Annotated in this window: 24 protein-coding genes and 5 pseudogenes; 13 read left to right on the top strand and 16 right to left on the bottom strand. The window is 55.8% G+C overall.

The window, feature by feature from the left end; translation table 11 throughout:
• Positions 1-93: 93 nt before the first annotated feature.
• The 3 genes and pseudogenes from HA48_RS01510 to HA48_RS01500 all read left to right on the top strand — a co-directional run bounded on the left by HA48_RS01510 (position 94) and on the right by HA48_RS01500 (position 4583).
• A pseudogene (locus HA48_RS01510) lies at positions 94-1619 on the top strand (glucan biosynthesis protein G).
• Positions 1612-4164: a glucans biosynthesis glucosyltransferase MdoH gene (gene mdoH, locus HA48_RS01505; protein ID WP_128599467.1), complete on the top strand. Its 2553-nt coding sequence runs from the start codon at positions 1612-1614 to the stop codon at positions 4162-4164. Before HA48_RS01510 ends, mdoH begins: the two are co-directional and overlap by 8 nt.
• 191 nt (positions 4165-4355) lie before the next feature.
• Positions 4356-4583, top strand: a complete 228-nt coding sequence (locus tag HA48_RS01500; protein WP_425270652.1) for a YceK/YidQ family lipoprotein — start codon at positions 4356-4358, stop codon at positions 4581-4583.
• 1 nt (position 4584) lies between these two features.
• Here HA48_RS01500 and HA48_RS01495 read toward each other — a convergent pair whose 3' ends face one another.
• From HA48_RS01495 to HA48_RS01485, 3 genes are all read right to left on the bottom strand, one after another.
• Complete coding sequence (locus tag HA48_RS01495; protein ID WP_128599465.1) at positions 4585-4983, bottom strand: MysB family protein; 399 nt, start codon at positions 4981-4983, stop codon at positions 4585-4587.
• 119 nt (positions 4984-5102) lie between these two features.
• Positions 5103-5369 carry a hypothetical protein gene (locus HA48_RS22350; protein WP_128599464.1) on the bottom strand — a complete coding sequence of 89 codons (267 nt, stop codon included), beginning with the start codon at positions 5367-5369 and terminating at the stop codon, positions 5103-5105.
• 541 nt (positions 5370-5910) lie between these two features.
• A complete protein-coding gene (locus tag HA48_RS01485) occupies positions 5911-6834 on the bottom strand; it encodes a Kdo(2)-lipid IV(A) acyltransferase (RefSeq protein ID WP_128599463.1) in 924 nt (307 codons plus the stop codon).
• A 266-nt stretch (positions 6835-7100) separates the two neighbouring features.
• Here HA48_RS01485 and trhO point away from each other — a divergent pair, with 266 nt between their 5' ends.
• Positions 7101-8156 (top strand): oxygen-dependent tRNA uridine(34) hydroxylase TrhO, encoded by a 1056-nt coding sequence (gene trhO / locus HA48_RS01480; protein WP_128599462.1) that lies wholly within the window; start codon positions 7101-7103, stop codon positions 8154-8156.
• 43 nt (positions 8157-8199) lie between these two features.
• On the opposite strand, the gene HA48_RS01475 is transcribed toward trhO, so the two are convergent.
• The 10 genes and pseudogenes from HA48_RS01475 to mdtH all read right to left on the bottom strand — a co-directional run bounded on the left by HA48_RS01475 (position 8200) and on the right by mdtH (position 16295).
• Positions 8200-8775, bottom strand: coding sequence for a YceI family protein (locus HA48_RS01475; RefSeq protein WP_162288091.1), 576 nt, complete (start codon positions 8773-8775; stop codon positions 8200-8202).
• A gap of 1 nt (position 8776) precedes the next feature.
• Positions 8777-9352 carry a cytochrome b gene (locus tag HA48_RS01470; RefSeq protein WP_208613094.1) on the bottom strand — a complete coding sequence of 192 codons (576 nt, stop codon included), beginning with the start codon at positions 9350-9352 and terminating at the stop codon, positions 8777-8779.
• 292 nt (positions 9353-9644) lie between these two features.
• On the bottom strand, positions 9645-10760 hold the full coding sequence (gene solA / locus HA48_RS01465) for an N-methyl-L-tryptophan oxidase (RefSeq protein WP_128599460.1): 1116 nt from the start codon (positions 10758-10760) through the stop codon (positions 9645-9647).
• A gap of 106 nt (positions 10761-10866) precedes the next feature.
• Positions 10867-11121: a biofilm formation regulator BssS gene (gene bssS / locus HA48_RS01460; RefSeq protein WP_013508627.1), complete on the bottom strand. Its 255-nt coding sequence runs from the start codon at positions 11119-11121 to the stop codon at positions 10867-10869.
• A 288-nt stretch (positions 11122-11409) separates the two neighbouring features.
• On the bottom strand, positions 11410-11679 hold the full coding sequence (locus HA48_RS01455) for a hypothetical protein (protein ID WP_128599459.1): 270 nt from the start codon (positions 11677-11679) through the stop codon (positions 11410-11412).
• Positions 11680-11825: 146 nt separating this feature from the next.
• Positions 11826-12071, bottom strand: a complete 246-nt coding sequence (dinI, locus tag HA48_RS01450) for a DNA damage-inducible protein I (protein WP_128599458.1) — start codon at positions 12069-12071, stop codon at positions 11826-11828.
• A 68-nt stretch (positions 12072-12139) separates the two neighbouring features.
• A complete protein-coding gene (gene pyrC / locus HA48_RS01445) occupies positions 12140-13186 on the bottom strand; it encodes a dihydroorotase (RefSeq protein ID WP_128599457.1) in 1047 nt (348 codons plus the stop codon).
• Positions 13187-13677: 491 nt separating this feature from the next.
• A complete protein-coding gene (locus HA48_RS01440; protein ID WP_128599456.1) occupies positions 13678-14241 on the bottom strand; it encodes a lipoprotein in 564 nt (187 codons plus the stop codon).
• Positions 14242-14356: 115 nt separating this feature from the next.
• Positions 14357-15004 (bottom strand): glutaredoxin 2, encoded by a 648-nt coding sequence (grxB, locus tag HA48_RS01435; RefSeq protein WP_128599455.1) that lies wholly within the window; start codon positions 15002-15004, stop codon positions 14357-14359.
• A gap of 89 nt (positions 15005-15093) precedes the next feature.
• Positions 15094-16295, bottom strand: a pseudogene (mdtH, locus tag HA48_RS01430) (multidrug efflux MFS transporter MdtH).
• 243 nt (positions 16296-16538) lie between these two features.
• Here mdtH and rimJ point away from each other — a divergent pair.
• The 4 genes and pseudogenes from rimJ to murJ all read left to right on the top strand — a co-directional run bounded on the left by rimJ (position 16539) and on the right by murJ (position 20360).
• Positions 16539-17125 (top strand): annotated as a pseudogene (gene rimJ / locus HA48_RS01425) (ribosomal protein S5-alanine N-acetyltransferase).
• Positions 17126-17146: 21 nt separating this feature from the next.
• Complete coding sequence (locus HA48_RS01420; protein WP_128599454.1) at positions 17147-17779, top strand: DUF480 domain-containing protein; 633 nt, start codon at positions 17147-17149, stop codon at positions 17777-17779.
• Position 17780: 1 nt separating this feature from the next.
• Positions 17781-18701 (top strand): Gfo/Idh/MocA family protein, encoded by a 921-nt coding sequence (locus HA48_RS01415; protein ID WP_128599453.1) that lies wholly within the window; start codon positions 17781-17783, stop codon positions 18699-18701.
• Positions 18702-18822: 121 nt separating this feature from the next.
• Positions 18823-20360, top strand: a pseudogene (murJ, locus tag HA48_RS01410) (murein biosynthesis integral membrane protein MurJ).
• Between the two features lie 145 nt (positions 20361-20505).
• Here murJ and flgN read toward each other — a convergent pair.
• From flgN to flgA, 3 genes and pseudogenes are all read right to left on the bottom strand, one after another.
• Positions 20506-20937: a flagellar export chaperone FlgN gene (gene flgN / locus HA48_RS01405; RefSeq protein ID WP_128599452.1), complete on the bottom strand. Its 432-nt coding sequence runs from the start codon at positions 20935-20937 to the stop codon at positions 20506-20508.
• Between the two features lie 5 nt (positions 20938-20942).
• A pseudogene (flgM, locus tag HA48_RS01400) lies at positions 20943-21247 on the bottom strand (flagellar biosynthesis anti-sigma factor FlgM).
• Between the two features lie 106 nt (positions 21248-21353).
• Positions 21354-22013, bottom strand: coding sequence for a flagellar basal body P-ring formation chaperone FlgA (flgA, locus tag HA48_RS01395; RefSeq protein WP_128599451.1), 660 nt, complete (start codon positions 22011-22013; stop codon positions 21354-21356).
• 154 nt (positions 22014-22167) lie between these two features.
• Here flgA and flgB point away from each other — a divergent pair, with 154 nt between their 5' ends.
• From flgB to HA48_RS01370, 5 genes are all read left to right on the top strand, one after another.
• On the top strand, positions 22168-22581 hold the full coding sequence (gene flgB, locus HA48_RS01390) for a flagellar basal body rod protein FlgB (protein ID WP_128599450.1): 414 nt from the start codon (positions 22168-22170) through the stop codon (positions 22579-22581).
• Positions 22582-22583: 2 nt separating this feature from the next.
• On the top strand, positions 22584-22988 hold the full coding sequence (gene flgC / locus HA48_RS01385) for a flagellar basal body rod protein FlgC (RefSeq protein ID WP_128599449.1): 405 nt from the start codon (positions 22584-22586) through the stop codon (positions 22986-22988).
• Positions 22989-23000: 12 nt separating this feature from the next.
• On the top strand, positions 23001-23672 hold the full coding sequence (gene flgD, locus HA48_RS01380) for a flagellar hook assembly protein FlgD (protein ID WP_128599448.1): 672 nt from the start codon (positions 23001-23003) through the stop codon (positions 23670-23672).
• 25 nt (positions 23673-23697) lie between these two features.
• The gene (gene flgE, locus HA48_RS01375; protein ID WP_128599447.1) at positions 23698-24927 is read left to right on the top strand and encodes a flagellar hook protein FlgE; all 1230 of its coding nucleotides are present in this window, start codon (positions 23698-23700) and stop codon (positions 24925-24927) included.
• A gap of 20 nt (positions 24928-24947) precedes the next feature.
• A partial coding sequence (locus HA48_RS01370; RefSeq protein WP_139807972.1) for a flagellar basal body rod protein FlgF occupies positions 24948-25454 on the top strand: 507 nt, incomplete at its 3' end.

Genomic DNA, 25454 nt, shown 5'->3' with positions numbered 1-25454 from the left:
CGAATAATCCTTTAAGATAAATGGGTTTGATCTAAGCACACGAAAGGGGGGGATGTGCTGACTAAAGTGAAAAATAAAGGCGGGCTGGTGAAGATGCGCTGGACAAGTGCTGCAGTTCTGCTGGCGTTGTACGCCAACAACAGCTGGGCGTTTACTATTGATGATGTGGCGAAACAGGCTAAGACACTGGCAGGAAAAGGTTTTGAAGCGCCAAAAAGCAATTTACCCTCTCAGTTTCGTGAAATGAAATTTGCTGATTATCAGCAGATCCAGTTTAACCACGACAAAGCATACTGGGGCAAACTGCGTACGCCGTTTAAGCTCGAATTCTATCATCAGGGGATGTATTTCGACACGCCGGTAAAAATCAATGAGGTTACCGCGTCGTCCGTCCGTGAAATCAAATATAACCCTGATTATTTCAACTTCGGCAACGTTAAGCACGATGCCGATGCCGTTAAAAACCTTGCTTTGCCGGGTTTAAGGTTCTCTATCCTTTGAATAAAAAGGGTAAAGACGACGAAATTTCCAGCTTCCTGGGCGCAAGCTATTTCCGCGTCATCGGTGAAGGCCAGGTTTATGGTCTCTCCGCGCGTGGTCTGGCTATCGATACCGCGCTGCCATCGGGCGAAGAGTTCCCGCGCTTTAAAGAGTTCTGGATCCAGCGTCCGAAACCGCAGGACAAACAGCTGGTGATCTATGCGCTGCTGGATTCGCCGCGTGCTGCCGGTGCATACCGCTTCACTATTAAACCGGGCAAAGCCTCGACCGTTGATGTGCAGTCTAAAATCTATCTGCGCGATAACGTTGGCAAGCTTGGCGTGGCACCGCTGACCAGCATGTTCCTGTTCGGCGCTAATCAGCCTTCGCCGGTCAGCAATTTCCGTCAGGAGCTGCATGACTCAAACGGTCTGTCGATCCACGCCGGTAACGGCGAGTGGATCTGGCGTCCGCTTAATAACCCGCGCCACCTGGCGGTAAGCACCTTTACCGTGGAAAATCCAAAAGGATTTGGCCTGCTGCAGCGCGGCCGCGATTTCAGCCACTACCAGGATCTTGACGATCGTTACGATCTGCGTCCGAGCGGCTGGGTTGAGCCACAGGGTGACTGGGGCAAAGGCCGTGTAGAGCTGGTTGAGATTCCAACTGCCGACGAAACCAACGACAACATCGTTGCGTTCTGGACGCCGGAGAGCCTGCCAGAGCCGGGCAAAGAGATGAACTTCCAGTATCGCCTGCACTTCACACGTGATGAGAATCAGCTGCACCAGGATGATGTCGCCTGGGTGAAGGATACGCTGCGTTCCGCTGGCGATGTGAAGCAGTCAAATCTGGTGCGTCAGCCTGACGGCTCTATCGCTTTCACCGTTGACTTTACCGGTAAAGAGATGAGCACGCTGCCGGAAGATACGCAGGTTGCACCGCAGGTTAGCGTAGGCAATAACGCTGACGTGGTGGAGCAGAGCGTTCGCTACAATCCGGTGACCAAAGGCTGGCGTCTGGTGTTGCGTCTGCGCGTGAAAGATAACAAGCAGCCGACCGAAATGCGTGCGGCGCTGGTGAGCGGCGACAAGACATTGACGGAAACCTGGAGCTATCAGTTACCTGCCAATGAATAAATCGACTTTTTTACCTCAATCATACGTGGAGGCGCTGCCGCTTGATGCGGCAGGGCGCGCGCGTCTCAGCGCCTCGCTGCAGAACGCGCAGGCGTTCCACGCGATCCATACGCTGCTGGGGCATGATATTGCCGCCAGCGAACGCCCGGATGATGCGCCGCTGCAATCGGTCTCATCCCGGGTTGAGATGGCCTGGCCGGACTCCCTTGCCGGCGGTCAGCAGCTCAGTAAGGATTATCTTGATCGCACCACGCTGAAGGCGATGCCGCCCGTAAAGCGTTCGCTGATGTTCCCGGAAGCCTGGCGCACCAACCCGATTGCGCGCGCCTGGGATTCGCTGCGCGGACAGAAGGCTAATCCGCGTTATGCCACGGTTGAAGAACAGAGGGCGGAAGATAAGTGGCGTCATGTCGGCTCAATGCGTCGCTACGTGCTGCTGATTCTGACCATTTTGCAGACCGTGGTCGCAACCTGGTACATGAAGACTATTCTGCCGTATCAGGGCTGGACGCTGCTCGATCCCGTCGAGCTGTTTAACCAGAACTGGCTACAGTCGGTGGAGTTGATTCTGCCGTACATCCTGCAAACCGGGATCCTGTTCCTGTTTGCCATCCTGTTCTGCTGGGTCTCGGCCGGTTTCTGGACCGCGCTGATGGGCTTCCTGCAGCTGCTGATTGGCCGCGACAAGTACAGCATCTCTTACTCTACCACCGGCGATGAGCCGCTGAACCCGGACCACCGCACTGCGCTGATCATGCCGATCTGCAATGAGGACGTGGAGCGCGTGTTTGCGGGGCTGCGCGCGACATGGGAATCGGTGAAGCGCACCGGCAATGCGGAGCACTTTGATGTCTACATCCTGAGCGACAGCTACGATGCCGATATCGCCATTGCCGAGCAGAAAGCGTGGATGGAGCTGGTGCGTGATGTGGGCGGAGCCGGCAAGATCTTCTATCGCCGCCGTCGTCGTCGCGTGAAGCGTAAAAGCGGCAACATCGATGACTTCTGCCGTCGCTGGGGCAGCAACTACAGCTACATGGTTGTGCTGGACGCCGATAGCGTCATGAGCGGTGAGTGCCTGAGCGGCCTGGTGCGCATGATGGAAGCTAACCCGAACGCCGGGATTATCCAGTCTTCGCCGAAAGCATCGGGAATGGATACGCTCTATGCACGCTGCCAGCAGTTCGCTACGCGCGTGTATGGTCCGCTGTTTACGGCCGGTCTGCACTTCTGGCAGCTGGGCGAATCGCACTACTGGGGCCATAACGCCATTATTCGCGTGCAGCCGTTTATTGAGCACTGTGCGCTGGCACCGCTGCCCGGCGAGGGTTCGTTTGCCGGTTCGATTCTGTCGCACGACTTCGTAGAAGCGGCCCTGATGCGCCGTGCGGGCTGGGGCGTGTGGATCGCTTACGATCTGCCGGGTTCCTATGAGGAGCTGCCACCGAATCTGCTGGATGAGCTCAAGCGTGACCGTCGCTGGTGCCACGGTAACCTGATGAACTTCCGCCTGTTCCTGGTAAAAGGCATGCACCCGGTGCACCGTGCGGTGTTCCTGACCGGCGTTATGTCCTATCTCTCCGCACCGCTGTGGTTTATGTTCCTGGCGCTCTCTACTGCGCTGCAGGTGGTACATACGCTAATGGAGCCGACCTACTTCCTGCAGCCGCGCCAGCTGTTCCCGGTGTGGCCGCAGTGGCGTCCCGATCTGGCGATTGCGCTGTTCTCGACCACGCTGGTGCTGCTGTTCCTGCCGAAGCTGCTCAGCGTCGTGTTGATCTGGTGTAAAGGGGCGAAAGAGTATGGTGGGGCGTTCCGTCTGTTTGTCTCGCTGCTGCTGGAGATGCTGTTCTCCGTGCTGCTGGCGCCGGTGCGTATGCTGTTCCACACCGTGTTTGTGGTTAGCGCCTTCCTCGGCTGGGAAGTAGTGTGGAACTCTCCACAGCGTGACGATGATGCTACGCCGTGGAGTGAAGCGTTCCGCCGTCACGGCTCACAGATGCTGCTGGGTATTGTCTGGGCAGTCGGTATGGGCGTGCTGGATCTCAACTTCCTGTGGTGGCTGTCACCCATCGTGTTCTCACTGATTCTGTCGCCATTCGTTTCGGTGATGTCCAGCCGGGCAACGGTCGGCCTGAAGAGTCGCAAAGCGAAGCTGTTCCTGATTCCGGAAGAGTTTGAGCCGCCGAAAGAGCTGGTTGATACTGACCACTATCTGCAGCTGAACCGCGAACGTGCACTGAAAAACGGCTTTATGCACGCGCTGTTCAACCCGGCGTTTAATGCGCTGGCGACGGCCATGGCAACATCACGCCATAAGCAGAGCACCTTGCTGGATCACGCACGCGATCGCCGTGTCGATCAGGCATTGAGCGATGCGCCGGAGAAGCTGAATCGCGAGCAGCGTTTGCAGCTGATTAGCGACCCGGTAGTACTGGCGCGCGTGCATTCACGTTTGTGGGAGAGTGCCGGGAAGTACCATCAGTGGGTTGAAAGCTATCAGAAGCTGAAGCTGAACCCTCAGGCGCTGCCTCAGCGTACCTGATGACCGGCAGTATGGAAAAAGCGGCAGAGATGCCGCTTTTTTTTGTCTCATTTTCCCGACCGTGCGTTAAGCAGTGCAGCGTGGAGCGAAGCGTTGCCTGACACAATCTTTACGCGCCGGGATATACCTTTTTCTGGTGTGGCGGGTAAACTGGCGCCAGTTCATTGTGAGTACAGATTGTGAATCCATTCATGAAATCAATTGCCCTGTGTGCTGCGATGCTGCTGCTGAGCGGCTGCGGTAGCATCATTAGCCGCACGCTTCCCGGACAGGGGCACGGCAATCAATACTATCCCGGCGTACAGTGGGATGTGCGCGACGGGCCATGGCGCGTGCTGACCATCCTTGATCTGCCGCTTTCGCTGGTGATGGACACCCTGCTACTGCCGGTAGATGCCCATCACGGCCCGTACGAATAAATTACGCCCGGTTATCAGACGGGCTGTTGTCGTCTTCCCACTCTTGCGCTGCGGCTTCACCCTCTTCAAGGTCACGCGGCGGCTCCAGCTGGAACTCACCCTCATCCCATTCGTGCAGAGTATTTTCCGCCTGCCACTCCTGGCGCAGTTCGATCTCATCGAAGTTGCCATCAAACACCGCCTGCGCGGCTTCACCACTGCATATCGGCAGGCACTCACCCTGTTCATCTTCATCGGCAAAGAACTCTGCCTGCCACATGATATCGCCATCCTGCATAACGTACTTCTGCAGCGCAAACTGGCTAACGCTGGCATCCTCTTCGGCCACATCCGGCTGGCTGGCAAGGAACTCTTCGCGTGCAGCTTCAATCGCTTCTTCTAAGGTACTGAACAGGCTCATCATCAACTCCGTGTCTGTTTAAAGGGGATTTCTCAGAAGGATAGACGAAAAATCGCGGCGCGCAGGGCAGGGAGCGACAAAGAGCGGGCGAATGGATAAAAACCATCCGCCCGATCCGGCTAAATCATTTTTTGCGGAAAGTGATGTACCGGGCGGACAGATTCACGAATAACCGGCGACGAATAACGAATACAGCATTTAATACAGGGCTTCACCTTTTTAAAATTAATGCGCGCGGTCGATAACGCCTGATTTAAATTATAGAGCGTGCCGATAAATATCATGTCCTGCTTAGCGGGCAGACGTTTACACTCTTGCCGATGCAGTAAGTGATAACCTTCCTGATCGGTAGCGATCGTTACGTAGTAATAGATGCCTTTATTCATATTATGTGTCCTGAGAGATATGCTGTGTGTAATCTTTTTATAATTTTTAAATGTGCAGTTATTAAATAACTGTCGCTTCCGAAATTAACTGCAATCGATTTCATGAACCAATTCCAGAAATGCATAAAGAAATGTTCTCTTGAAGTTAAAAAGAATATGTGACGAAGATATCAGAGCAACCCTCTGTTTATTCAGTTAATTTTATTGCATTGATTAGCAGGCTCACATCATCAAGCATTGTTAAATAGGAAAAGGCCTGGATTTAAAGTAAAACAGGACCGCAGCAGAGTAACGTGAATGATAAAGCAGACTTTAGCGAATAACGAAATAGCTTATTAAAGGTAGCGCGTTATTATTCTATTCCGCCGGAAAGCATAAAATAATTGATCCTTACAGAGAGAATTTGCTGCTGTTGTCTGAAAAAAAATGGCACCGCAGCTTCGTTTTTATCTCGCCAGGATTAATCGGATTGCAGTCTCAACGCTGTTGTAACCGTGCGCAGAGAGTAAGAGGCGGAGCACAGGTTGTGCTCCGCGCCACATCAATAGCGTGAAGGCTGACCTTCCGGATGTGTTTTGAAACGGCGGTGCAGCCACATATACTGTTCCGGTGCCAGCAGCACAGTCTCTTCTACCACCTTGTTCATCACGGTAGCGGTATCCAGCTCGCTCTCCAGAGAGAACTTCGCGCGGATGTCCGGCATCATCTTCAGCTCGTAGCCGCGCGCGTTCGGCAGACGGCGCGCCAGGAACGGTATCACGCTGGGGTTGCCGAGGCGGATCAGCATATGGGTACCGGTTGTGGTGGCAGCCTCCTGCACGGCGAAGAACGGGGCGAACACGCTGCTGCGCGGGCCGTAATCGTGATCGGGCGCGTACCAGATGATGTCGTTGTTCTTCATGGCGCGAATCATGCCTTTCAGGTCTTTACGATCCAGCATGCTCTTGTTGGAGCGCATCCGGCCCCAGGTTTGCAGCCAGTCGAGCAGTTTATTGTCGTTCGGGCGATAGACGCCAATTCCCGGATTGTGCATGCCGAAAACGCGTGCGCCCAGCTCCAGCGTGAGGAAGTGCATGCCGATGAGCAAAATGCCGCGCTTCTCCGCCAGGGCGTTCGCCACATGCTCCAGTCCGCTGGTGGCTACCCATTTACGGATGCGCCAGTCTGGCCAGAACCACGCCATGCCGGTCTCGATCAGCCCCATACCGACTGACTCAAAATTGTGTTTTACCATCGAGGTACGCTCGCTGGTGGGCATATCCGGAAAGCACAGCGCCAGATTGCGCTGCGCAACTTCTACGCGACGCGTCATAAACCGCATGGCGATGCGCCCCAGTCCGCAGCCAATGGTGTGCAGCACAGGATAGGGCAGCAGGACCAGCAGATAGAGAAAACCGATGCCAATCCACGTCAGCCAGTAGCGCGGATGAAGAAGTTCACGGGAAAATTGCGGAAGTTGCGTCATGGAAATGTCAGTATCCTGCGTCTTGTGCCAGAGAGTCCGGTTTCTGTTATTTGGCGCGATTATGCCATTTTTTCTCGCTGACTGAAATCCGCCATCGCCTGCAGTCAGGCGCACAGCAGCATGTTTGCGCACGAAACTGCAATCATAGCGCAGAAAAACGTACTTACCTCTCATCGGCAGGAGAATTGCACCAGGGACTTTGCATCCTGTGTAATTCAGGTATCATGTGCGCGCTAAATTTCTCTGATTGCTAACAGGTGTTCACCATGCCAGTGTTACACAACCTCGTTTCCAATAAAGAGCTGAAAGATCGTATGCTGGCCGAGACCGAGCCGCGTACCACAGTCTCTTTTTATAAATATTTCCAGATTGCCGATCCACGGGCCTTCCGCGATCGTCTCTATATCGCATTAACCCAGCTTAAAGTCTTTGGCCGCGTTTACGTGGCGCATGAAGGGATCAATGCCCAGATCAGCGTACCTGCCAGTCGCTTTGAGGCGATGAAAGCGATGCTCTATGCCTTTGATCCGGCGCTGGATAACCTGCGCATGAACATCGCGCTGGATGATGACGGCAAATCCTTCTGGGTGCTGCGCCTGAAAGTGCGCGACCGCATCGTGGCTGACGGTATTGACGACAGCAGCTTTGATGCCAGTAACGTCGGTAACTACCTGAAAGCGGACCAGGTTAACGCACTGCTGGACGATCCTGATGCGGTATTTGTGGATATGCGCAACCACTATGAGTTCGAAGTGGGCCATTTTGATAATGCGCTGGAAGTGCCGGCCGATACCTTCCGCGATCAGCTGCCGATGGCCGTGGATATGTTGCAGGATCAAAAAGATAAAAAGATCGTCATGTACTGCACCGGCGGGATTCGCTGTGAGAAGGCCAGTGCGTGGATGAAGCACAACGGCTTTGATGACGTTTATCACATCGAAGGCGGGATCATTGAGTACACGCGCCGCGCGCGTGAGCAGGGTTTACCGGTGCGCTTCAAAGGTAAAAACTTTGTATTCGATGAGCGTATGGGCGAGCGCATCACGGAGGATATTCTCTCCAGCTGCCATCAGTGCGGCACGCCGTGCGACAGCCACACCAACTGCGTCAATGACGGTTGCCATCTGCTGTTTATTCAGTGCCCGAGCTGTGCTGAGAAGTATCACAACTGCTGTAGTCCAATCTGCATGGAAGAGGCGAAACTCTCACCGGAAGAGCAGCGCGCCCGTCGCGCCGGCCGTGAGAACGGCAACAAGGTGTTTAATAAGTCGCGTGGCCTGCTAAACATGACCATGGCAATTCCTGCGCCGGATAAAAATTAATGCAACATAGCCTGACGCAACACATTGCGTCAGGCTGATTCCGTTATTGACGCACGCCCTCTACGGAAATAATCAGCTCGGCCTTCTGTGAAGCCGGACCCAAATCTTTGCTGATATTAAACTCTTTCAGTACCACTTCGCCGCTCGCTTCAAAACCAGCACGGTAACCGCCCCACGGATCTTTGCCTTCGCCCATCAGGTGCGCATCAAGCGTGATAGGTTTCGTCACACCGTTAAGAGTCAGATTACCGGTGATTTTATAATCTTTACCCTCTTTTTTTACCTCCGTTGAGGTGAATGTCGCTTGCGGGAATTTTGCCGTGTTGAGGAAATCAGCGCTGCGCAGATGTTTATCACGCTCGGCATGATTAGTATCCAGGCTGGTGGTATTGATGGTTACGTTGACTTTATCTGCGGACGGATTGGCTTCATCAAAGGTAAAGCCGCCATCGAAATCTTTAAAGCTGCCGTATAACCAGCTGTAACCCAAATGCTGAATGCGGAACTGGACAAACGCATGCTGCCCCTCTTTATCAAACTTATACTCCGCCGCACTGGCGTTGAGGCTGGTGGCCAGCAGCGCAGCCGCGCTCACTGCCAGCAGGGTTTTCCTGATCATGTTACTTCTCCTTTTCAGAGGTTAAGGGGATGCGATAACCGAGCATCCGTTTTAGCGTAGTGTCGCGATCGACAAAATGGTGTTTCAGTGCTGCCAGCGCGTGCAGCGCAGAGAGCAGTACCAGGCTCCAGGCCAGCCACAAATGGATATCGCCCGCCAGATCCGCCTGCTGTCCGGCACCGCTGAACAGTGCCGGCACCTCAAACCAGCCAAATACAGAGATTGGCTTGCCGTCAGCGGTTGAAATCAGGTAGCCGCTAAGCAGCAGTACCAGCAGCAACACGTAGAGCAAGCCGTGTGCGGCCGTTGCAGCACGACGGACGGTGGGAGAGTAGCTGGCGAGCGGTGCGGGCACAGGGGATATCACGCGCCAGCACAGGCGCAGCAGCAGTGCCGCAAACAGGATAATACCGATGCCTTTATGAATTTCCGGCGCGCTGTGATACCAGCCATCGTAATATCCCAAACCTACCATCCATAAACCCAGCACAAACATACCGTAAATAGTCAGCGCCATTGTCCAGTGTAAAAGCAGGGTGAGCGCACCATAGTGCTGTGGAGAATTGCGCCACATAATATAAAGCCGTATGAGTGAAATAAGTGGTAATGAGAATCTACAACCTGAAATAAAAAAGCAACCGGCCTTACTTTTCTATAAATTCAAAAGCGCGTGTTCAGAATTAAGAGGTAATAATTTGCGGTTTAATTCAGTTTTTCTGAATAGCCAGTAACGTACCGGCAACGGAATAATAAATACCGGACATTACTACACCAAATGCGGCAAAAAACGGGCTCAAGTGTCAATTTTTGTCAGTGGCGGTCAATAAAAGTAAAGGAGCCGATGCGTCAGACGCACCGGCGGCGCCATTTCAGGCAAAACGCGTTAATGAGAAGGGCGATAAATCAAAGGAGAAGGGTTTATTCTGCGCAAACTCACTGGCCAGCTCACCCAAAACGCTGGCGAATTTAAAGCCGTGGCCGCTGAGACCGGTGATGATTAAGCGGTTTGGTTCGCCTGGCAACGTATCAATGATGAAATCCTCATCGGGCGTATTGTCATAACTGCACGCTTCACCGTGCAGGCAGACGCCAACGCCGGGCAGGAACTGACGCAGGAAGCCGAACGCTTCACTGCCGTCAGCCGCTACCGTGCCAAACGGCTTGCGGTCCGCTGGCGTTTGCATCTGCTGACCACCATCGTGCCGGCCCACTTTCAGCGCATTGTTATCCGCCGGGAAGCCGTAGAAATGGCTGCCGTTGGGCATCTCAACGGTAAAACCCGGAAACTGATTATTTTCGCTGTAGCGCCCATCGGCCTGATACCAGGCGAAAATTTTACGTACCGGAGTAACAGGCAAATCGCTGACCAGCTGGCTTACCCAGGTGCCGGCGCTGATCAGCAATTTACGCGCGCGGAAGACGCCATCACTGGTGGTAACCTGCTGCAAATCGCCCTCGCGACCAATTTCAGTGACCGGGCAGTTAAACAGCTGCGCACAGCCCGCTTGCTCTGCCAGCTGGACCCAGCTGCGCACCGCCTGTTCACACTTCAGAAAACCGGAGTTGGGTTCAAATACGCCAATATAACCATCCGGCACGCTGAACTGCGGCCAGCGTTTGCGCACTTCATCAGCCTGCAGGATCTTTACATCCAGCTGCCAGGCTTTCGCGCTATCGATAACGTTTTGAATAAAGGAGGAGGTGAGCGGGGCGAGATTAAGAATGCCGCTGCGATGCATAATGCGCTCGCCGCTCTGGCGCTCCAGCGCATCCCACAACGCCTGCGCGCGCAGCACCAGCGGCACATACCGCTCGCCCTCGCCGTAGGCATGGCGAATCAGGCGGGTTTCGCCATGATGTGTTCCCTGATTATGAGGAGGATGGGCGCTGTCGATCATCAGCACCGATAACCCCGCCTGAGTCGCATAAAACCCGGCAGCCGCGCCCACTGAACCACTTCCCACCACAATCAGATCATAAATCATGACGACACTACTCCTGCAAAACGGCGAAATTTTTCAACAGCATACCAAAAGAGAGGGCCCATGAAAAAGGCACCCTGTTGGGTGCCCTTTCACGCGATGGCAGAGATTAGTGCTTTTGATTATCGCGTAGGTATTGCTCAGTGGACTCAATCTTTGCAATGCCAGCTTCGAGTATAGAGATGAACTGTCTGGCTACGTCGGTGGTAAGCCAGTATGTTGGGCCCACGTCAGCTTCTTCTTCTTTCTGATCCTGCGATGATAGCGAGTGCAGGCGGATCATCATGGCGTCATAACTGTCAACGGTGCTGATATCCCATCCCACCAGCGGATGAGTCTGAATGACGTCTTTATTTCTGTCCATTATAACCTCCTTATTACTCGTTAAACGAAGTGCTTCTTGAGGTTCAATGCGGCTGTTACTTGCACTAGCGGGTTAATTATAACATGAAATTAACAGTGCATTAGTGAAAAAGTGTGGCGATTAAAAAGAGAACAAAATAAATGCTTCGTAAAGTGAGCTTTTGGCAAATAATAAAACGCCCGCGCTGTCGGGCATTTTATTGTGTTACCGGTGCATCACTTCAACAGGATTATCGGCTATTTAAGGATAAAACTTTAGGCCGTCAGGGGAGAGGTAAAATGTCTGAATTCAGGCTTGCGGCTCAGCGGGCAGCTGACCATTACGCTTCTGAATCTCCTCCGCCAGACGGGCAAAATGCTGCTGTAACTGTGCGTCATAGTTCTGGTTTTGCGCTTCAAGTAACAGATTATGCACCAGTAACTGGCTGGCACGGTCGTCCAGACAGAAGGTGAGGCTGGCGAAGGCATTCTCCAGTACGGTTAACCGGCGCTGCTGCTCGGCAATGAAGGCCAGTAATTCGCCAAACGTCATTGCCTCTTCTGGTTTTTCATTGGTCATGAGTCAAACATCTCCTGTAAGCATGGCGAGGCAAGAATAGGGGATCGTTTAACATCAGTCTAGATGGCGGCTGTTTTTCTGGCGAGAGGGAAACAGAAACAAAAAAAGCCGGGTGGCGAAACCCGGCAAAAACGGCACAGTGGCGGTTAATCGGTAATAAACCAGTCGTCGGCGCTCTCCCAGGTCTCCTGCAGGATATCGGTAATGCGATCCCGGGACTCTTTGCAGCCGCCGAAGACGCTAAGCTGGTTGCCGCCGGCGTAACGGACTTTTACGTGATGGTTATCGTCAGGAAAATCGTGTGTGATACGGCGCGTCAGTTCGGCGCTGAGCGCATCAAGCGCACCGTCAGGAAGGGGCTTAGTTTTTGCTACGGTAATTTCAACACGCATACACGCCTCCGGAGTAATTTACTGTTTATTTGTACAGTATTATTACCCCGAAGGCAAGCGGCAAAAATTTATTCTTTGATACGCCAGTTCAGCGTTTCGCCGGCGAGGAAGGGCACCAGCGTATCGTCAGCGAGGGCGATACGCTCTGGCACGGTCCAGGATTCACGCACCAGCGTCAGGGTGCCTTCATTAAGCGGCAGGCCGTAGAAGTTCGGGCCGTTCTCTGAACAGAAGGCTTCAAAATGGTCCAGCGCATTGAGCTCTTCAAATACCGTCAGGTAAGCGGGCAGTGAGGTCGGCGCATTAAACACGCCGGCGCAGCCACAGCTCGCCTCTTTCAGATGACGCAGATGCGGGGCCGTATCGGTACCGAGGAATACCCGACGGTTACCGCTTGCTACCAGTTTACGCAACGCTTCCTGGTGGGTATTGCGCTTAAGAATCGGCAGGCAGTAGAGGTGCGGACGTACGCCACCAACCAGCATATGGTTGCGGTTGAACATCAGGTGCTGCGGGGTAATGGTAGCGCCTAACAGCGCATTTCCGTCCGCCACATAGTCGGCCGCCTCTTTCGTGGTGATGTGCTCCATAACCACTTTCAGCGCCGGAAACTGTTCGCGTAGCGGGTGCAGCACAGTTTCAATAAAGCGCGCTTCGCGATCGAAGATATCAATATGCACATCGGTGACTTCGCCATGCACCAGCATCGGCATACCAATCTGCTGCATGCGATCCAGTACGCGGGCAATTGAGGCGATGTTTGTTACGCCATGGCTGGAGTTGGTCGTGGCATGGGCCGGATAGAGCTTTGCCGCGGTAAAAGTGCCGTTACGGAAACCGCGTTCAATCTCATCCGGGTCCAGTGAGTCAGTGAGATAGCAGGTCATCAGCGGCGTGAAGGCATGCTCAGCGGGCAGCGCAGCAAGAATACGTTCACGATACGCCACGGCAGCATCGACGCTGATTACCGGCGGCACCAGGTTTGGCATGACAATCGCACGGCCATTGACTGCGCTGGTATAAGGCAATACGGCGTTGAGCATTGCACCATCGCGCAGATGGATGTGCCAGTCGTCAGGGCGGCGAATCGTGATGTGCTGGGGTTGGGCTGTCATTCAAAGGGCTCCGGCTGAGATGAAACGAAATGGCGCGTTTAGGCCGGGGAGTAATCATAAGGGGGCAAGCAACCGTTTGCACGGGATTTTATCAGGTAAATAATACGTTTGGTCGCCAGGGGGAACGCGAGTTTTCGTCTGCGGATTGGGTGAGGCGTGTTCTTCGGGTAACCCTGCGTGCCGCTATGGCGCAAAAGCGGGCTCGCTTTGTCTTTCGATGGGATGAAACGCAGGCTGGCAAATCCCCCCGCACAATTTATCGCTGCCGGATGACGTCCGGGCTTACCTCACGCTCTCTTCTTCGCTTTATCATCATCGTTGCTATGTCTGAGCACCTAACGCGGTTGACTTTCGGAGTGGCGACCCGCAAGGCCGCCAGAACTGAATACACTTTCGGTGCACTGGCGGTACAGCGGGTCGCCGCTCCGGGTGCAGTTTAATCAGCACTAAAGAAGCCTGCAGGCCACGCGATCTGCCCCTGTCCGTCACGTTTAATCCGTGAACGGAATCACCAGCTCACCCGGTTTAACTTCCAGCCCTTTCGCCAGTTTCTTCGCCAGCGCTTCGCCCTTACTGCGATCCGAGCTCAGCACGTAAGCCGGTTTCTCGTTAAAGTAGCGCTTAAGTGACTCATTAAGATAGGGCGTCAGGGTTTTCATGATCGACGCCATCTTCTCTGGCTGCACTTGCGCATCAATGATCTCCAGATCCTGCAGATAGATTGCGCCTTCCTGAGCGTTATACACCGGCTGAGCCTTCATCTTTAATAGCATCTCCGCCTGTTGCGGGCCGAACAGGGAGCTGACATTAATGTTGGCTTTGCCGGACAGGGTAACTTTGCTGGGCTCTTCACGGCCAATCTGGCTGCTCAGATCGCTCAGAACGATATGCGCATTGACCAGGCCAGAGACGCCGATATCTTTTTCATAATTGTTGCGCTTTTGCAGCGCCTGGTTCACTTCCTGCTCGCTGATCGTGTATTGCGTCAATTGGTTACAGCCGCTCAACAGCACGGCAAAAAACAGGGCGCACAGCCCACAAAACGCCTTTTTCATCATGTCCTCATCCTGAACGGTACGGCAAAACAGCGCTAAGCGTGCCTGAATCAGGGCCAGGTGTCACCAGGAGAGAGATGAGAAACGCACGCTGCGCTTCTCATCGGAGGAGGGATTATGCAGCGATTGATGACAGCAGGTTTACCTGGGTCTGTTTCGCCATATTATCGCGGTAATCCGCTACCCGGCTGGGCCACTCGATACCCGCGACCAGCGTCAGTGAGCGCAGCAGCGGGAACAGATGGATGTCATCTTCCGAAAGCTCGCCGTTAACGGCGTTGGGTTTGACGATCAGTTTGTCGAGCTGGCGGAGATCGTCGCTGATGTTTTTAATCAAACCCGGCGCATGCTTACGCAGTTCGGCGAAATCACCGATGCTGGCCTGCTTCTTCTCGCGGAAGTAATTACGCGCTTCCGGCGTGGCAAATTCCGCAAACGCGGCCTCCGCGATACGCGGAATCAGCAGCTTATTGATGTAACCGTTAACGTGACGCAGCCAGTCGCTGATGGCCGGATTATTTTTGCCGTTCAGTAGCGGTTCGCGATCCTGCTTATCGACCCAGCGTACGATATCCAGGCTCTCCGGCATGGCACTGCCATCCTCTTTCTGCAGGATGGGTGCCATCTTCTGACCAATTAATCTTTTTGGCGTCGCTTCATCGTCATTGAGCATCACAATCAGCTCAACCGGCAGGTTTTTTAATCCAAAAATCATGCGGGCTTTAACGCAGAATGGGCAGTGATCGTAGATGTAGAGTTTCATCCCGTTTCTCCTCTGGTTCTCAGGGTGACAACCGTCACCCTTTTTCCGGTCGTGCGGGAAGTATGGAAGAGATCACCTGAAGGGGCAAACTAACTGCTGAAAATCACCGGTGCTACCGGGCGCGGCTGGAACTGCCACCACAGCGCGAACAGGGTGATAAGACCCACGCTGCTCAGCAGCATCCACGGCAGCTCCGGCAGCGCCATCTGCTGCCCCAGATCGAACATCCAGCCGCCGCCGGAGTAGCCAATCAGTCCGCCTATGGCCAGCCCCAGCCGGCTAAAGCCCATATAGCTGCCGCGAGCACGCGCGCTCGCCAGCGATGCGCTCAGGGTTTCGCGTGCCGGCTCAGCGATAATCGATCCGAGATAGAACACCGCAATCAGCAGAAACAGCGAGGGCAGGGAGTCCGTCATGCCCACCGGTAACAGGCTGAACGTCATCAGGAACAAGCCGGCCATCAGGCGGGTTTCCAGCCGGAAACGCTTTTCACTCCAGCGCGCCAGCGGATAGAGCAGGCTAAGCGACAGCAGCGCCTCAATGGCGTACATCCATTTCACCGCGGCAGGGCGCCCGCGACCTGATTGACCATCACCGGCAGCATCAGCATCACCTGCACTGCCAGAATGTAATAACCGGTCAGTGTCAGTACGTACCGGCGGAAACGCTTATCGCGCCACACGCGCTGCAGACCTTCGCGCATGGCAATACGCTCAGTTGAGAGGCGCCAGGCCGGTAGCCACAGCGCATTGAACAGCGCCGCACCCACAAAGACCGCTGCACCCACCCAGCACACCAGGCGGAAATCCCAGGCCAGCAGCCAGCTACCGATCAGCGCACCCAGCACGGCGCCAGCGCTGTCCTGCATCATCAGCAGTGAGAAGAACCGGCCGCGTTCACGGGCGCGCACCAGCTTAATCACCATCGCGCTGCGCGGTGGATCAAACAGCGTGCCGCCCAGCCCTGAAAGCAGACAGGCCAGCCACAGTACCCAGGGTTCATGGGCCAGCGCCATACAGGCGAAACCGGCCGCGCGCATCAGCATGCCGGTGACGATCAGCGGGCGGGCGCCAAAGCGATCGGCGATTGCACCGCCGAAAATGCCAAAACCCTGCTGCACGAACTGACGCAGGCCGAGCGCAATACCGACCATCAGTGCCGCCCAGCCGAGCTGTTCAACAAAGTGGATGGAGATCAGGGGAAAGACGACGAAGAACCCCAGCACCACCAACATGTTATCCACTAAAAGAAACGTTTTTCCAAGGCGTCGTGCCCGCGCAACCCGTGACATGCTGAATCCTGAGCAAAATGAAGAAGAAGTGACCAGTTGGTCCATTCTCTGCCTGGCCGTGGGGGAAAAATAGCGTTTTCAGGATGATATTTTTTTATCCAGGCTGAAGAAAAATTAATCCTCATCAGGAATCAATTCTGCGCGACGCTGCGCGGGGTTTTACCGCAGCCGGAGTGGCGGTTATAGTGAGAAGTGTCGCCGCTGGCGTACATCTTTCTTTCGTTATGGATTTCAGGAGTCATGATGTTTGGCTATCGCTCTGCCGGCCCGCGCGTGCGGCTCACCACCGACCGTCTGGTCGTCCGTTTAGTCCACGAGCGCGACGCCTGGCGACTGGCGGACTACTACGCTGAGAACCGCACCTTTTTAAAACCCTGGGAACCGGTACGCGATGAGAGCCACTGTTACCCCTCCGGCTGGCAGGCGCGGCTGGGGCTGATTGCGGATATGCATAAGCAGGGGAGCGCGTTCTATTTTGTACTGATGGACCCTGAAGAGCACGAGGTACGCGGTGTGGCGAATTTCAGTAACGTGCTGCGCGGCTCCTTTCACGCCTGCTATCTCGGCTACTCCCTCGGGGAGAAGTGGCAGGGGCAGGGCATGATGTTTGAAGCGCTGCAGAGCGCCATACGCTATATGCAGCGTCAGCAGCGTATCCACCGCATCATGGCAAACTACATGCCGCACAATCAGCGCAGTGGCGATCTGCTGGCCCGCCTGGGGTTTGAAAAAGAGGCTATGCCAAGGATTATCTCCTGATTGACGGACGCTGGCAGGATCACGTGCTGACGGCGCTCACCTGGCGCGAATGGACCCCGGATCGACGTTAAAAATAATAAAAGGAATATGAGATGAAGATGGCTTTATCCGCGCAGGCGCTGCGCGTGATCGGTTGCCTGCTGGAGAAGCAGGTCACAACGCCGGAGCAGTATCCGTTATCCCTCAATGGCGTTGTCACTGCCTGTAATCAGAAATCCAACCGTGAACCTGTCATGAACCTGAGCGAAAACGAGGTGCAGATGCAGCTCGATGAGCTGGTAAAAAAGCACCTGGTGACCGCTAACAGCGGTTTTGGTCAGCGCGTCAGTAAATATGAACAGCGTTTTTGTAACTCCGCCTTTGGCAATTTACAGCTCAACAGTGCCGAAGTGGCGGTGCTGACGCTGCTGTTTTTACGCGGGGCACAAACGCCGGGCGAACTGCGCACCCGCAGCGGGCGTCTGCATGAGTTTAGCGAGATGGCCGAAGTGGAACAGACCCTGAACGGCCTGATAAGCCGCGATGACGGCCCGATGGTGGTGCGGCTGGCGCGTGAGCCAGGCAAGCGGGAAAGCCGCTACATGCACCTGTTCGGAGGCGAAGTAGCGGAAGAGAGTACGGGCGCACCGGAGAGCGATGATTTACCGTCGCGCGTGGCGCAGCTTGAGGAGCGCGTGGCGCAGTTACAGGCACAGCTGGAACAGCTGCTGCAGAGGGAGGTTTAAGATGACGCTGCGAATTGGTGTGGTCGGGCTAGGCGGGATTGCGCAAAAAGCCTGGTTACCGGTGCTGGCGCAGGCCAGCGGCTGGCAACTGGCTGGGGCATTTTCACCTAATCAGGCGAAGGGCCAGCCGATCTGCGACAGCTATCGGATACCCTACTTCTCCCGACTGGATACGCTGGCGGCCGCATGCGATGCCGTCTTTGTACACAGCAGCACCGCCAGCCACTATGAGGTGGTGAAAGCGCTGCTGCTGGCCGATAAAGATGTTTGTGTAGACAAGCCTCTTGCTGAGACGCTGCAGCAGGCCGAGGCGCTGGTGGCGCTGGCCGATAAGCGTAAGCGCAAGCTGATGGTCGCCTTTAACCGCCGTTTTGCACCACGTTACCAGCAGCTTAAAGCGGAGATGGGGCGGGCGGCATCGCTGCGCATCGAGAAACATCGCGCGGACAGCGTGGGCCCCAACGATCTGCGTTTCACCCTGCTGGATGACTATCTGCACGTGGTGGATACCGCGCTGTGGCTGGCGGGCGGCAAACTGACGCGCCAGCTCGGCCATATTCAAACCAGTGAACAGGGCGCGATGCTCTATGCCGAGCACCACTTCTCCGCCGGGGCGCTGCAAATCACCACCAGCATGCATCGCCGCGCGGGGACGCAGCGTGAAGTGGTGAGCGCCATCTGCGAGGGCGACTATATCGAAATTAATGAGATGCGCGAGTGGCAGCAGGAGAATCTCTCCGGGCTGCGCAGCGATGTGCCGCCCGCGTGGCAGAGTCATCTGACGCAGCGCGGTTTTAGCGGCGCGGCGCACCACTTTATTCAGTGTGTGGAAAATCAGACGATGCCTGAAACCAGCGGCGAACAGGCACTGGCGGCGCAGCGTTTGGTCGAGAAGCTGTGGCGCGATGCCGAACAGGAATAACCCCTTGTAACACTCAATGCTGGTCATTTCCCGCCGTGGCAGTAGACTATCGCCGGACATCGCAGGATGTCCGCGCTAAGTTGCTCATTTATCCGACACTTTTCAGGATGCGCCACTCATTATGAATTTGCTGAAATCGCTGGCTGCGGTCAGTTCGATGACCCTGTTTTCCCGCGTGCTGGGCTTTGCCCGTGATGCCATTGTGGCGCGCGTATTCGGTGCCGGTATGGCTACCGACGCCTTCTTCGTGGCGTTCAAACTGCCCAATCTGCTGCGCCGGATTTTCGCAGAAGGGGCGTTCTCCCAGGCCTTCGTTCCGATTCTCGCTGAATATAAAAGCAAACAGGGTGAAGAGGCCACGCGGGTGTTTATCGCCTACGTCTCCGGATTGCTGACGCTGGTGCTGGCCGTGGTCACCGTGCTGGGTATGGTCGCCGCACCCTGGGTGATCGTGGTCACGGCACCGGGTTTTGCCGATACCGCCGACAAGTTCGCGCTGACCAGTTCGCTGCTGCGCGTGACCTTCCCGTACATTCTGCTGATCTCTCTGGCCTCGCTTGCCGGTGCCATTCTTAATACCTGGAACCGTTTTTCGGTACCGGCATTTGCCCCGACGCTCCTTAACATCAGCATGATTGGCTTTGCCGTCTTTGCTGCGCCGCACTTCAATCCGCCAGTCATGGCGCTGGCGTGGGCGGTGGTGGTCGGTGGCCTGTTGCAGCTGTGCTATCAGCTGCCGCACCTCAAGAAGATTGGCATGCTGGTGTTACCGCGCCTGAACCTGCGCGATGCCGGCGTCTGGCGCGTGATGCGGCAGATGGGCCCGGCGATTCTCGCGTGTCGGTGAGCCAGATTTCGCTGATCATCAATACCATCTTCGCCTCGTTCCTGGTATCGGGCTCGGTGTCGTGGATGTATTACGCTGACCGTTTAATGGAGTTCCCCTCCGGCGTGCTGGGCGTGGCGCTGGGCACCATTTTGCTGCCGTCGCTGGCGAAGAGTTTTGCCAGCGGCAATCACGATGAGTATTCACGCCTGATGGATTGGGGGCTGCGCCTCTGCTTCCTGCTGGCGCTGCCAAGTGCGGTGGCGCTGGGCATCCTCTCCGGCCCGCTTACCGTGGCGCTGTTTCAGTATGGCAAATTTACCGCTTTCGATGCAGCGATGACGCAGCGTGCGTTGATCGCCTACTCTGTGGGTCTGATGGGGCTGATTGTGGTGAAAGTGCTGGCGCCGGGCTTCTATTCGCGTCAGGACATTAAAACACCGGTGAAGATTGCGATTGTGACGCTGATTGTAACGCAGCTGATGAACCTGGCCTTTATTGGCCCGTTGAAACACGCCGGGTTGTCACTGTCGATTGGTCTGGCGGCGTGCCTGAATGCGGCGCTGCTGTACTGGCAGCTGCGTAAGAAGGCGATCTTCCAGCCACAGCCTGGCTGGATGCGTTTCCTGGTGCGCCTGTTGATTGCGGTGGTTGTCATGGCCGCGGCGCTGGTGGGCATTCTGCAGCTGATGCCCGCATGGGAAGAGGGGCATATGTGGTGGCGGCTGATTCGTCTGGCAGCGGTCTGTGCCGTCGGCGGCGGCGCCTACTTTGTCATGCTGGGTTTGATGGGCTTCCGGCCTCGCGATTTTGCCCGCCGCACCACCGCGTAGTAGCGGCGGCGGTGTGGTTTAGCGGCGGCCCACAAGGCCGCCAGATGCGCGATTTTCCTGCCGTCTCCGCAATTCGCCCGCAAGACAAACAGAAAAAGGCCGCCATCATCGATGGCAGCCTCACGGTATGTCGCCTGTGGCAGACTTACCCTTTACGACTCAGCGTCGCCTGACCTTTGCCCAATCCGTCCGGGCCATAAAAGGCCTGGGTCTGATGCGGCTTCAGCACCGCCAGCGCGTCATGGGTATACGTCATCTGATGTTGCAGCAGCATGCCATTATGCTTATTGGCATCGCGCAAACGGCGCGTATGCTGCTGGATACTCACCCAGCGACGGGCGATATCACTGTGACCACCATACGGCGCCTGCATACCCAGCGTTTTCTCGGTTTTGCGGCGCATCTCGTCCAGATAATTCAACGTGGTCAGCAGCGCGGTTTTATCTTCTGTTATGCGCTGCAGCAGGTTGCCATTGATCTGTGCGGCAGAAAGTTGCTGCTGTTCTTCATCAATTACCACGGTAAGTGACGCCAGCACATCCTGCATTTTCTCTAAGGTGGTCAGCAGATTATCCATCGGGATCAGTTGCCTTCTAAATACGCCCGGGTATCGGCAATCAGCGCATCGGCGATCTTACCGGTATCCATTTTCAGTTCGCCATTACGAATGGCGTTTTCAGCTGCTCTACGCGTGCTGTGTTAATGTCTTTGCTGCCCGGCTGCATCAGCTGTGCCTGCGCGGCACTCAGCTTCACTTCCGCACCGTTTTCAGTGGTGGTGCTGGTGGCTGGCGCGGCGTTCTGGCGCACTTTGCCGGCATTGTCATTGCTGTCACGGGTCTGTACAGTGCTAACCGGTTTCAAAGGCTGCGTTCTGTCGATGCTCATGGTAGTGCTCCTGTAAGGGTCAGCTGGGGGTTAGCCAACTGAGTCAGCATAGCGTAATCGCTTTGTTGATATCTCTATCGGCAGAACAACAGGGTTCTTTAACGCTTTATAGCGATATCAGAATATTCCCATCCGCGTCGACACGACCGCTAACAACCTGACCATTTCCCATCCTCACACGTACCATTTGTGCTGCGCCAGCGTTGTTCAGCGCGCGTCCTTCGCTGCTGGCATTAAACCCATTTCCGCTGGCAATCACCATCACATTTTGACCCGCTTTCACCCGCCACGGCTGACGCAGCATGGAGGTCGTTACCGGCTGGCCTGGCGGAATATCGCGCAGGGCAATGGCATCCACCAGGTTATCCGCGTTGATCAGCGCGCGGGCCGGCAGCGTATCCAGCCGGCCACTCTCCAGACGGAAGTCACTGGCGCCTACGCTGGTGCCACGCGCTAACTGGCGATTCGCCACCAGATACTGCCCGGTCACCTGCACCTGTACCTGCAGATAGCGACGATTCTGCCCGCAGTTGGCAGCAATGCTCAGATTACCCCACTGGCGGCTATTGCCCGGCAGCAGCAGTTGCGGTGTCTCGCACGCGGGCCATTGCGTCTGTGGCGTCCGCACCACCACCGTCATGCCGGCGGCATGCTGCGGATCGCGCGCTTTAAAAAATGCCGTCAGCTGCGCGCTGAGGTCGGCTGCATAGCCGGGCGCGGCAAAGGCCAGCCAAAGCGTGGCCAGCAAAAAAGTCGATCTGCGCATGAACGCCTCCTGACATGAAGATGGCACCGAGTCTACGCGCGATGTGAAAAATTCAAGGTCAAAAATAGCTGTGATTTTTGCTGCTATTCAGACGATAGCCCTTGCTTTTGTCCAATTAAGCTGTCAGCTCGAAATTCTCATTCGCGGAGGAAGCATGCTCGACAAACTCGATGCCGCGCTGCGATTTGGTACTGAAGCGTTAAATTTGCGGGCTCAGCGTCAGGAGATCCTGTCGTCCAACATAGCCAACGCCGATACCCCGGGCTACCAGGCTCGTGATATCGACTTTGCCAGCCAGCTGAGCAAGGTGATGCAGAACGGCCGTGCGGCGGGCAGTGGCCTGGCGCTCAACGTTACGTCTTCACGGCACATTGAAGCGCAAACCAACTCACAGCCGTCACTGGATCTGCTGTACCGCATTCCCGATCAGCCTGCCGCGGATGGAAACACCGTGGATATGGATCGTGAACGTACGCAATTTGCTGATAACAGCCTGAAATATCAAACCGATCTCACCCTCATCAGCAGCCAGATTAAAGGCATGATGAGTGTTCTGCAGGGGCAATAACCATGGCATTGCTGAATATCTTTGATATCGCCGGCTCGGCGATGACCGCGCAGTCGCAGCGGCTCAACGTCAGCGCCAGTAACCTGGCCAACGCCGACAGCGTAACCGGTCCGGACGGCCAGCCATACGTAGCGAAGCAGGTGATCTTCCAGACCGATGCCGCGCAGGGTGCGGCAACCGGCGGCGTCAAAGTGGCCGGTGTGGTGAACGATCCAACGCCGGCCAAACTGGTTTACGACCCGGGTAACCCGATGGCCGACCAGAAAGGCTACGTCAAAATGCCTAACGTCGATGTTGTGGCAGAAACCGTTAACACCATGTCCGCGTCGCGCAGCTATCAGGCAAACGTCGAAGTACTGAACACGGTGAAGTCAATGATGATGAAAACCCTCACCATGGGTCAGTAACGGAGAAGCATCATGAGTCTTGCAGTAGGGATTAAAGACAACCTCGACCCAACGGTACTCAGCTCCAGTAGCGCCGGTACCGGGAACAGTGCGCAGGAGCTGCAGAACCAGTTCCTGAACATGCTGGTAACCCAGCTGAAAAACCAGGATCCGACCAATCCAATGGATAACAGTCAGCTGACCACTCAGCTGACGCAGATCAATACCCTGAGCGGCATTGAAAAACTCAATACCACGCTGGGTTCGATCTCCGGCCAGATAAGTACCAGCCAGTCGCTGCAGAGTTCAACGCTGATTGGGCATGGCGTGATGATCAAAGGCAGCCAGGTGCTGGTCGGCAAAGGCACCACTACGCCGTTTGGCGTTGAGCTGGGTACTGCGTCAACCGCCACCAGCGTCACCATCAAAGACGGTAACGGCAGCGTAGTACGCAGCATCGATCTCGGCGGTCTGAGCGCTGGCGTTCACACCTTCTCCTGGGATGGCAAGCTGGACGATGGCACCACCGCGCCTGATGGCAAATATACCGTTTCACTCGCCGCCAGCAATGGCAGCACCCAACTGGTGGCACAGCCGCTGAACTACGCCTATGTCAATGGCATCAGCACCGTGAATAACACCGCAAAACTGGATCTCGGCACCATGGGCTCCGCGACCCTCGATGAAATTCGTCAGATTCTCTGACTAACCCCTTAGCAGGAGAAATTACATGTCTTTTTCACAAGCGGTGAGCGGCCTGGGCGCTGCCTCCAGCAACCTTGACGTCATTGGTAACAACATCGCTAACTCGGCCACGGCCGGTTTTAAATCCAGCACCATCGCCTTCGCCGATATGTTTGCCGGCTCTAACGTCGGTATGGGTACTAAAGTTGCTGCGGTGATTCAGAACTTCAACGACGGTACCACCACGTCAACCAGCCGCGGCCTGGACGTCGCGCTGAGCGGCAACGGCTTCTTCCGTCTGACCGATGCCAGCGGCGGCGTGTTCTACTCCCGTAACGGCCAGTTCACGCTGGATGAGAACCGTAACCTGGTGAACACTCAAGGCCTGACCGTCACCGGCTACCCGGCTAGCGGTACACCGCCAACCATCCAGACCGGTGCGAACCCGGTGGCGCTGAGTATTCCTACCACTCAGATGTCCGCGCGCGCGACCACCACGGCGACCATGGTCTCTAACCTGAACTCAACCGATGCAGTGCCAACCGGCGGCGCTTTCACCACCACTAACGTAGATACCTACAACGCCAAAAGCACCGTGACCGTGTATGACTCACAGGGTAACGACCACGCACTGGATCTGTACTACGTTAAAACCGCTAACAACGAGTGGACCGTACACGCTATCGACTCCACCACGGGTCAGGCTGCCGGCGATTTCGGGCTGAGCTTCGATGAAAGCGGTAAGCTGAAGTCAATGACTCAGGGCGGAACAACGACCTTAGGCCAGACATCGGCCTCGCTGAATATTGCCGGTGCCAACGGTGCGGCTAACGGTACGATCACTTTAAGCGTGCTCGGCAGCCTGCAGCAGAACACCGGCAAAACCAACTTCGGTAACCCGACGCAGGATGGCTATGCCCCGGGCGATCTGACCAGCTACACCATCAACGATGACGGCACCATCACCGGCACTTACTCCAACCAGAAAACCCAGCTGCTGGGTCAGATCGTGCTGGCGAGCTTCTCTAACCCGGAAGGTCTGAAGTCGGAAGGTGACAACGTCTGGTCAGCCACTAACTCCTCTGGTCAGGCGGCAGTCGGCCTGGCGGGTACCGGTACCTACGGCAACCTGACCTCCGGCGCGCTGGAAGCATCCAACGTTGACCTGAGTAAAGAGCTGGTCAACATGATCGTTGCGCAGCGTAACTACCAGGCTAACAGCCAGACCATCAAAACGCAGGACCAGATTCTTAACACCCTGGTCAACCTTCGTTAATACGCTAACGGGATTGCTTTATGGATCACGCAATATATACCGCGATGGGCGCGGCAAGTCAGACGATGGAGCAGCAGTCTGTCACCGCCAGCAACCTCGCCAACGCCTCGACGCCGGGCTTCCGTGCTCAGCTTAACGCGTTGCGCGCGGTGCCGGTCAGCGGCTGGTCACTGCCGACGCGTACTCTGGTGGCGGCGTCAACGCCGGGTGCGGATATGACCCAGGGGTCGCTCGACTACACCGAGCGCCCGCTCGATGTGGCGGTGCAGCAGGATGGCTGGCTGGCGGTGCGTACCGCTGACGGCAGCGAAGCTTACACCCGCAACGGCAACATGCAGATCAGCCCGACCGGTCAGTTGACCATTCAGGGCAATCCCGTGATGGGTGATGGCGGTCCGATCGCCATTCCGCAGGGGGCAGAGATCACCATTGCGGCCGATGGCTCCATCACCGCGCTGAATGCCGGCGATGCGCCAAACGCCACCGTGCAGCTGGGGCGCCTGAAGCTGGTGCGCGCCACCGGCCAG

This window comes from Pantoea wallisii, from assembly GCF_002095485.1.
GTDB classification, from domain to species: Bacteria; Pseudomonadota; Gammaproteobacteria; order Enterobacterales; family Enterobacteriaceae; genus Pantoea; species Pantoea wallisii.
This window is presented reverse-complemented; position numbering and strand designations above follow the sequence as displayed.

Bases quoted from the DNA above. Each gene is read 5' to 3' on its own strand.
- mdoH (WP_128599467.1), top strand. From the start codon at position 1,612: ATGAATAAATCGACTTTTTTACCTCAATCATACGTGGAGGCGCTGCCG.
- HA48_RS01500 (WP_425270652.1), top strand. From the start codon at position 4,356: ATGAAATCAATTGCCCTGTGTGCTGCGATGCTGCTGCTGAGCGGCTGC.
- HA48_RS01495 (WP_128599465.1), bottom strand. From the start codon at position 4,983: ATGAGCCTGTTCAGTACCTTAGAAGAAGCGATTGAAGCTGCACGCGAA.
- HA48_RS22350 (WP_128599464.1), bottom strand. From the start codon at position 5,369: ATGAATAAAGGCATCTATTACTACGTAACGATCGCTACCGATCAGGAA.
- HA48_RS01485 (WP_128599463.1), bottom strand. From the start codon at position 6,834: ATGACGCAACTTCCGCAATTTTCCCGTGAACTTCTTCATCCGCGCTAC.
- trhO (WP_128599462.1), top strand. From the start codon at position 7,101: ATGCCAGTGTTACACAACCTCGTTTCCAATAAAGAGCTGAAAGATCGT.
- HA48_RS01475 (WP_162288091.1), bottom strand. From the start codon at position 8,775: ATGATCAGGAAAACCCTGCTGGCAGTGAGCGCGGCTGCGCTGCTGGCC.
- solA (WP_128599460.1), bottom strand. From the start codon at position 10,760: ATGATTTATGATCTGATTGTGGTGGGAAGTGGTTCAGTGGGCGCGGCT.
- bssS (WP_013508627.1), bottom strand. From the start codon at position 11,121: ATGGACAGAAATAAAGACGTCATTCAGACTCATCCGCTGGTGGGATGG.
- HA48_RS01455 (WP_128599459.1), bottom strand. From the start codon at position 11,679: ATGACCAATGAAAAACCAGAAGAGGCAATGACGTTTGGCGAATTACTG.
- dinI (WP_128599458.1), bottom strand. From the start codon at position 12,071: ATGCGTGTTGAAATTACCGTAGCAAAAACTAAGCCCCTTCCTGACGGT.
- pyrC (WP_128599457.1), bottom strand. From the start codon at position 13,186: ATGACAGCCCAACCCCAGCACATCACGATTCGCCGCCCTGACGACTGG.
- HA48_RS01440 (WP_128599456.1), bottom strand. From the start codon at position 14,241: ATGAAAAAGGCGTTTTGTGGGCTGTGCGCCCTGTTTTTTGCCGTGCTG.
- grxB (WP_128599455.1), bottom strand. From the start codon at position 15,004: ATGAAACTCTACATCTACGATCACTGCCCATTCTGCGTTAAAGCCCGC.
- HA48_RS01420 (WP_128599454.1), top strand. From the start codon at position 17,147: ATGAAGATGGCTTTATCCGCGCAGGCGCTGCGCGTGATCGGTTGCCTG.
- HA48_RS01415 (WP_128599453.1), top strand. From the start codon at position 17,781: ATGACGCTGCGAATTGGTGTGGTCGGGCTAGGCGGGATTGCGCAAAAA.
- flgN (WP_128599452.1), bottom strand. From the start codon at position 20,937: ATGGATAATCTGCTGACCACCTTAGAGAAAATGCAGGATGTGCTGGCG.
- flgA (WP_128599451.1), bottom strand. From the start codon at position 22,013: ATGCGCAGATCGACTTTTTTGCTGGCCACGCTTTGGCTGGCCTTTGCC.
- flgB (WP_128599450.1), top strand. From the start codon at position 22,168: ATGCTCGACAAACTCGATGCCGCGCTGCGATTTGGTACTGAAGCGTTA.
- flgC (WP_128599449.1), top strand. From the start codon at position 22,584: ATGGCATTGCTGAATATCTTTGATATCGCCGGCTCGGCGATGACCGCG.
- flgD (WP_128599448.1), top strand. From the start codon at position 23,001: ATGAGTCTTGCAGTAGGGATTAAAGACAACCTCGACCCAACGGTACTC.
- flgE (WP_128599447.1), top strand. From the start codon at position 23,698: ATGTCTTTTTCACAAGCGGTGAGCGGCCTGGGCGCTGCCTCCAGCAAC.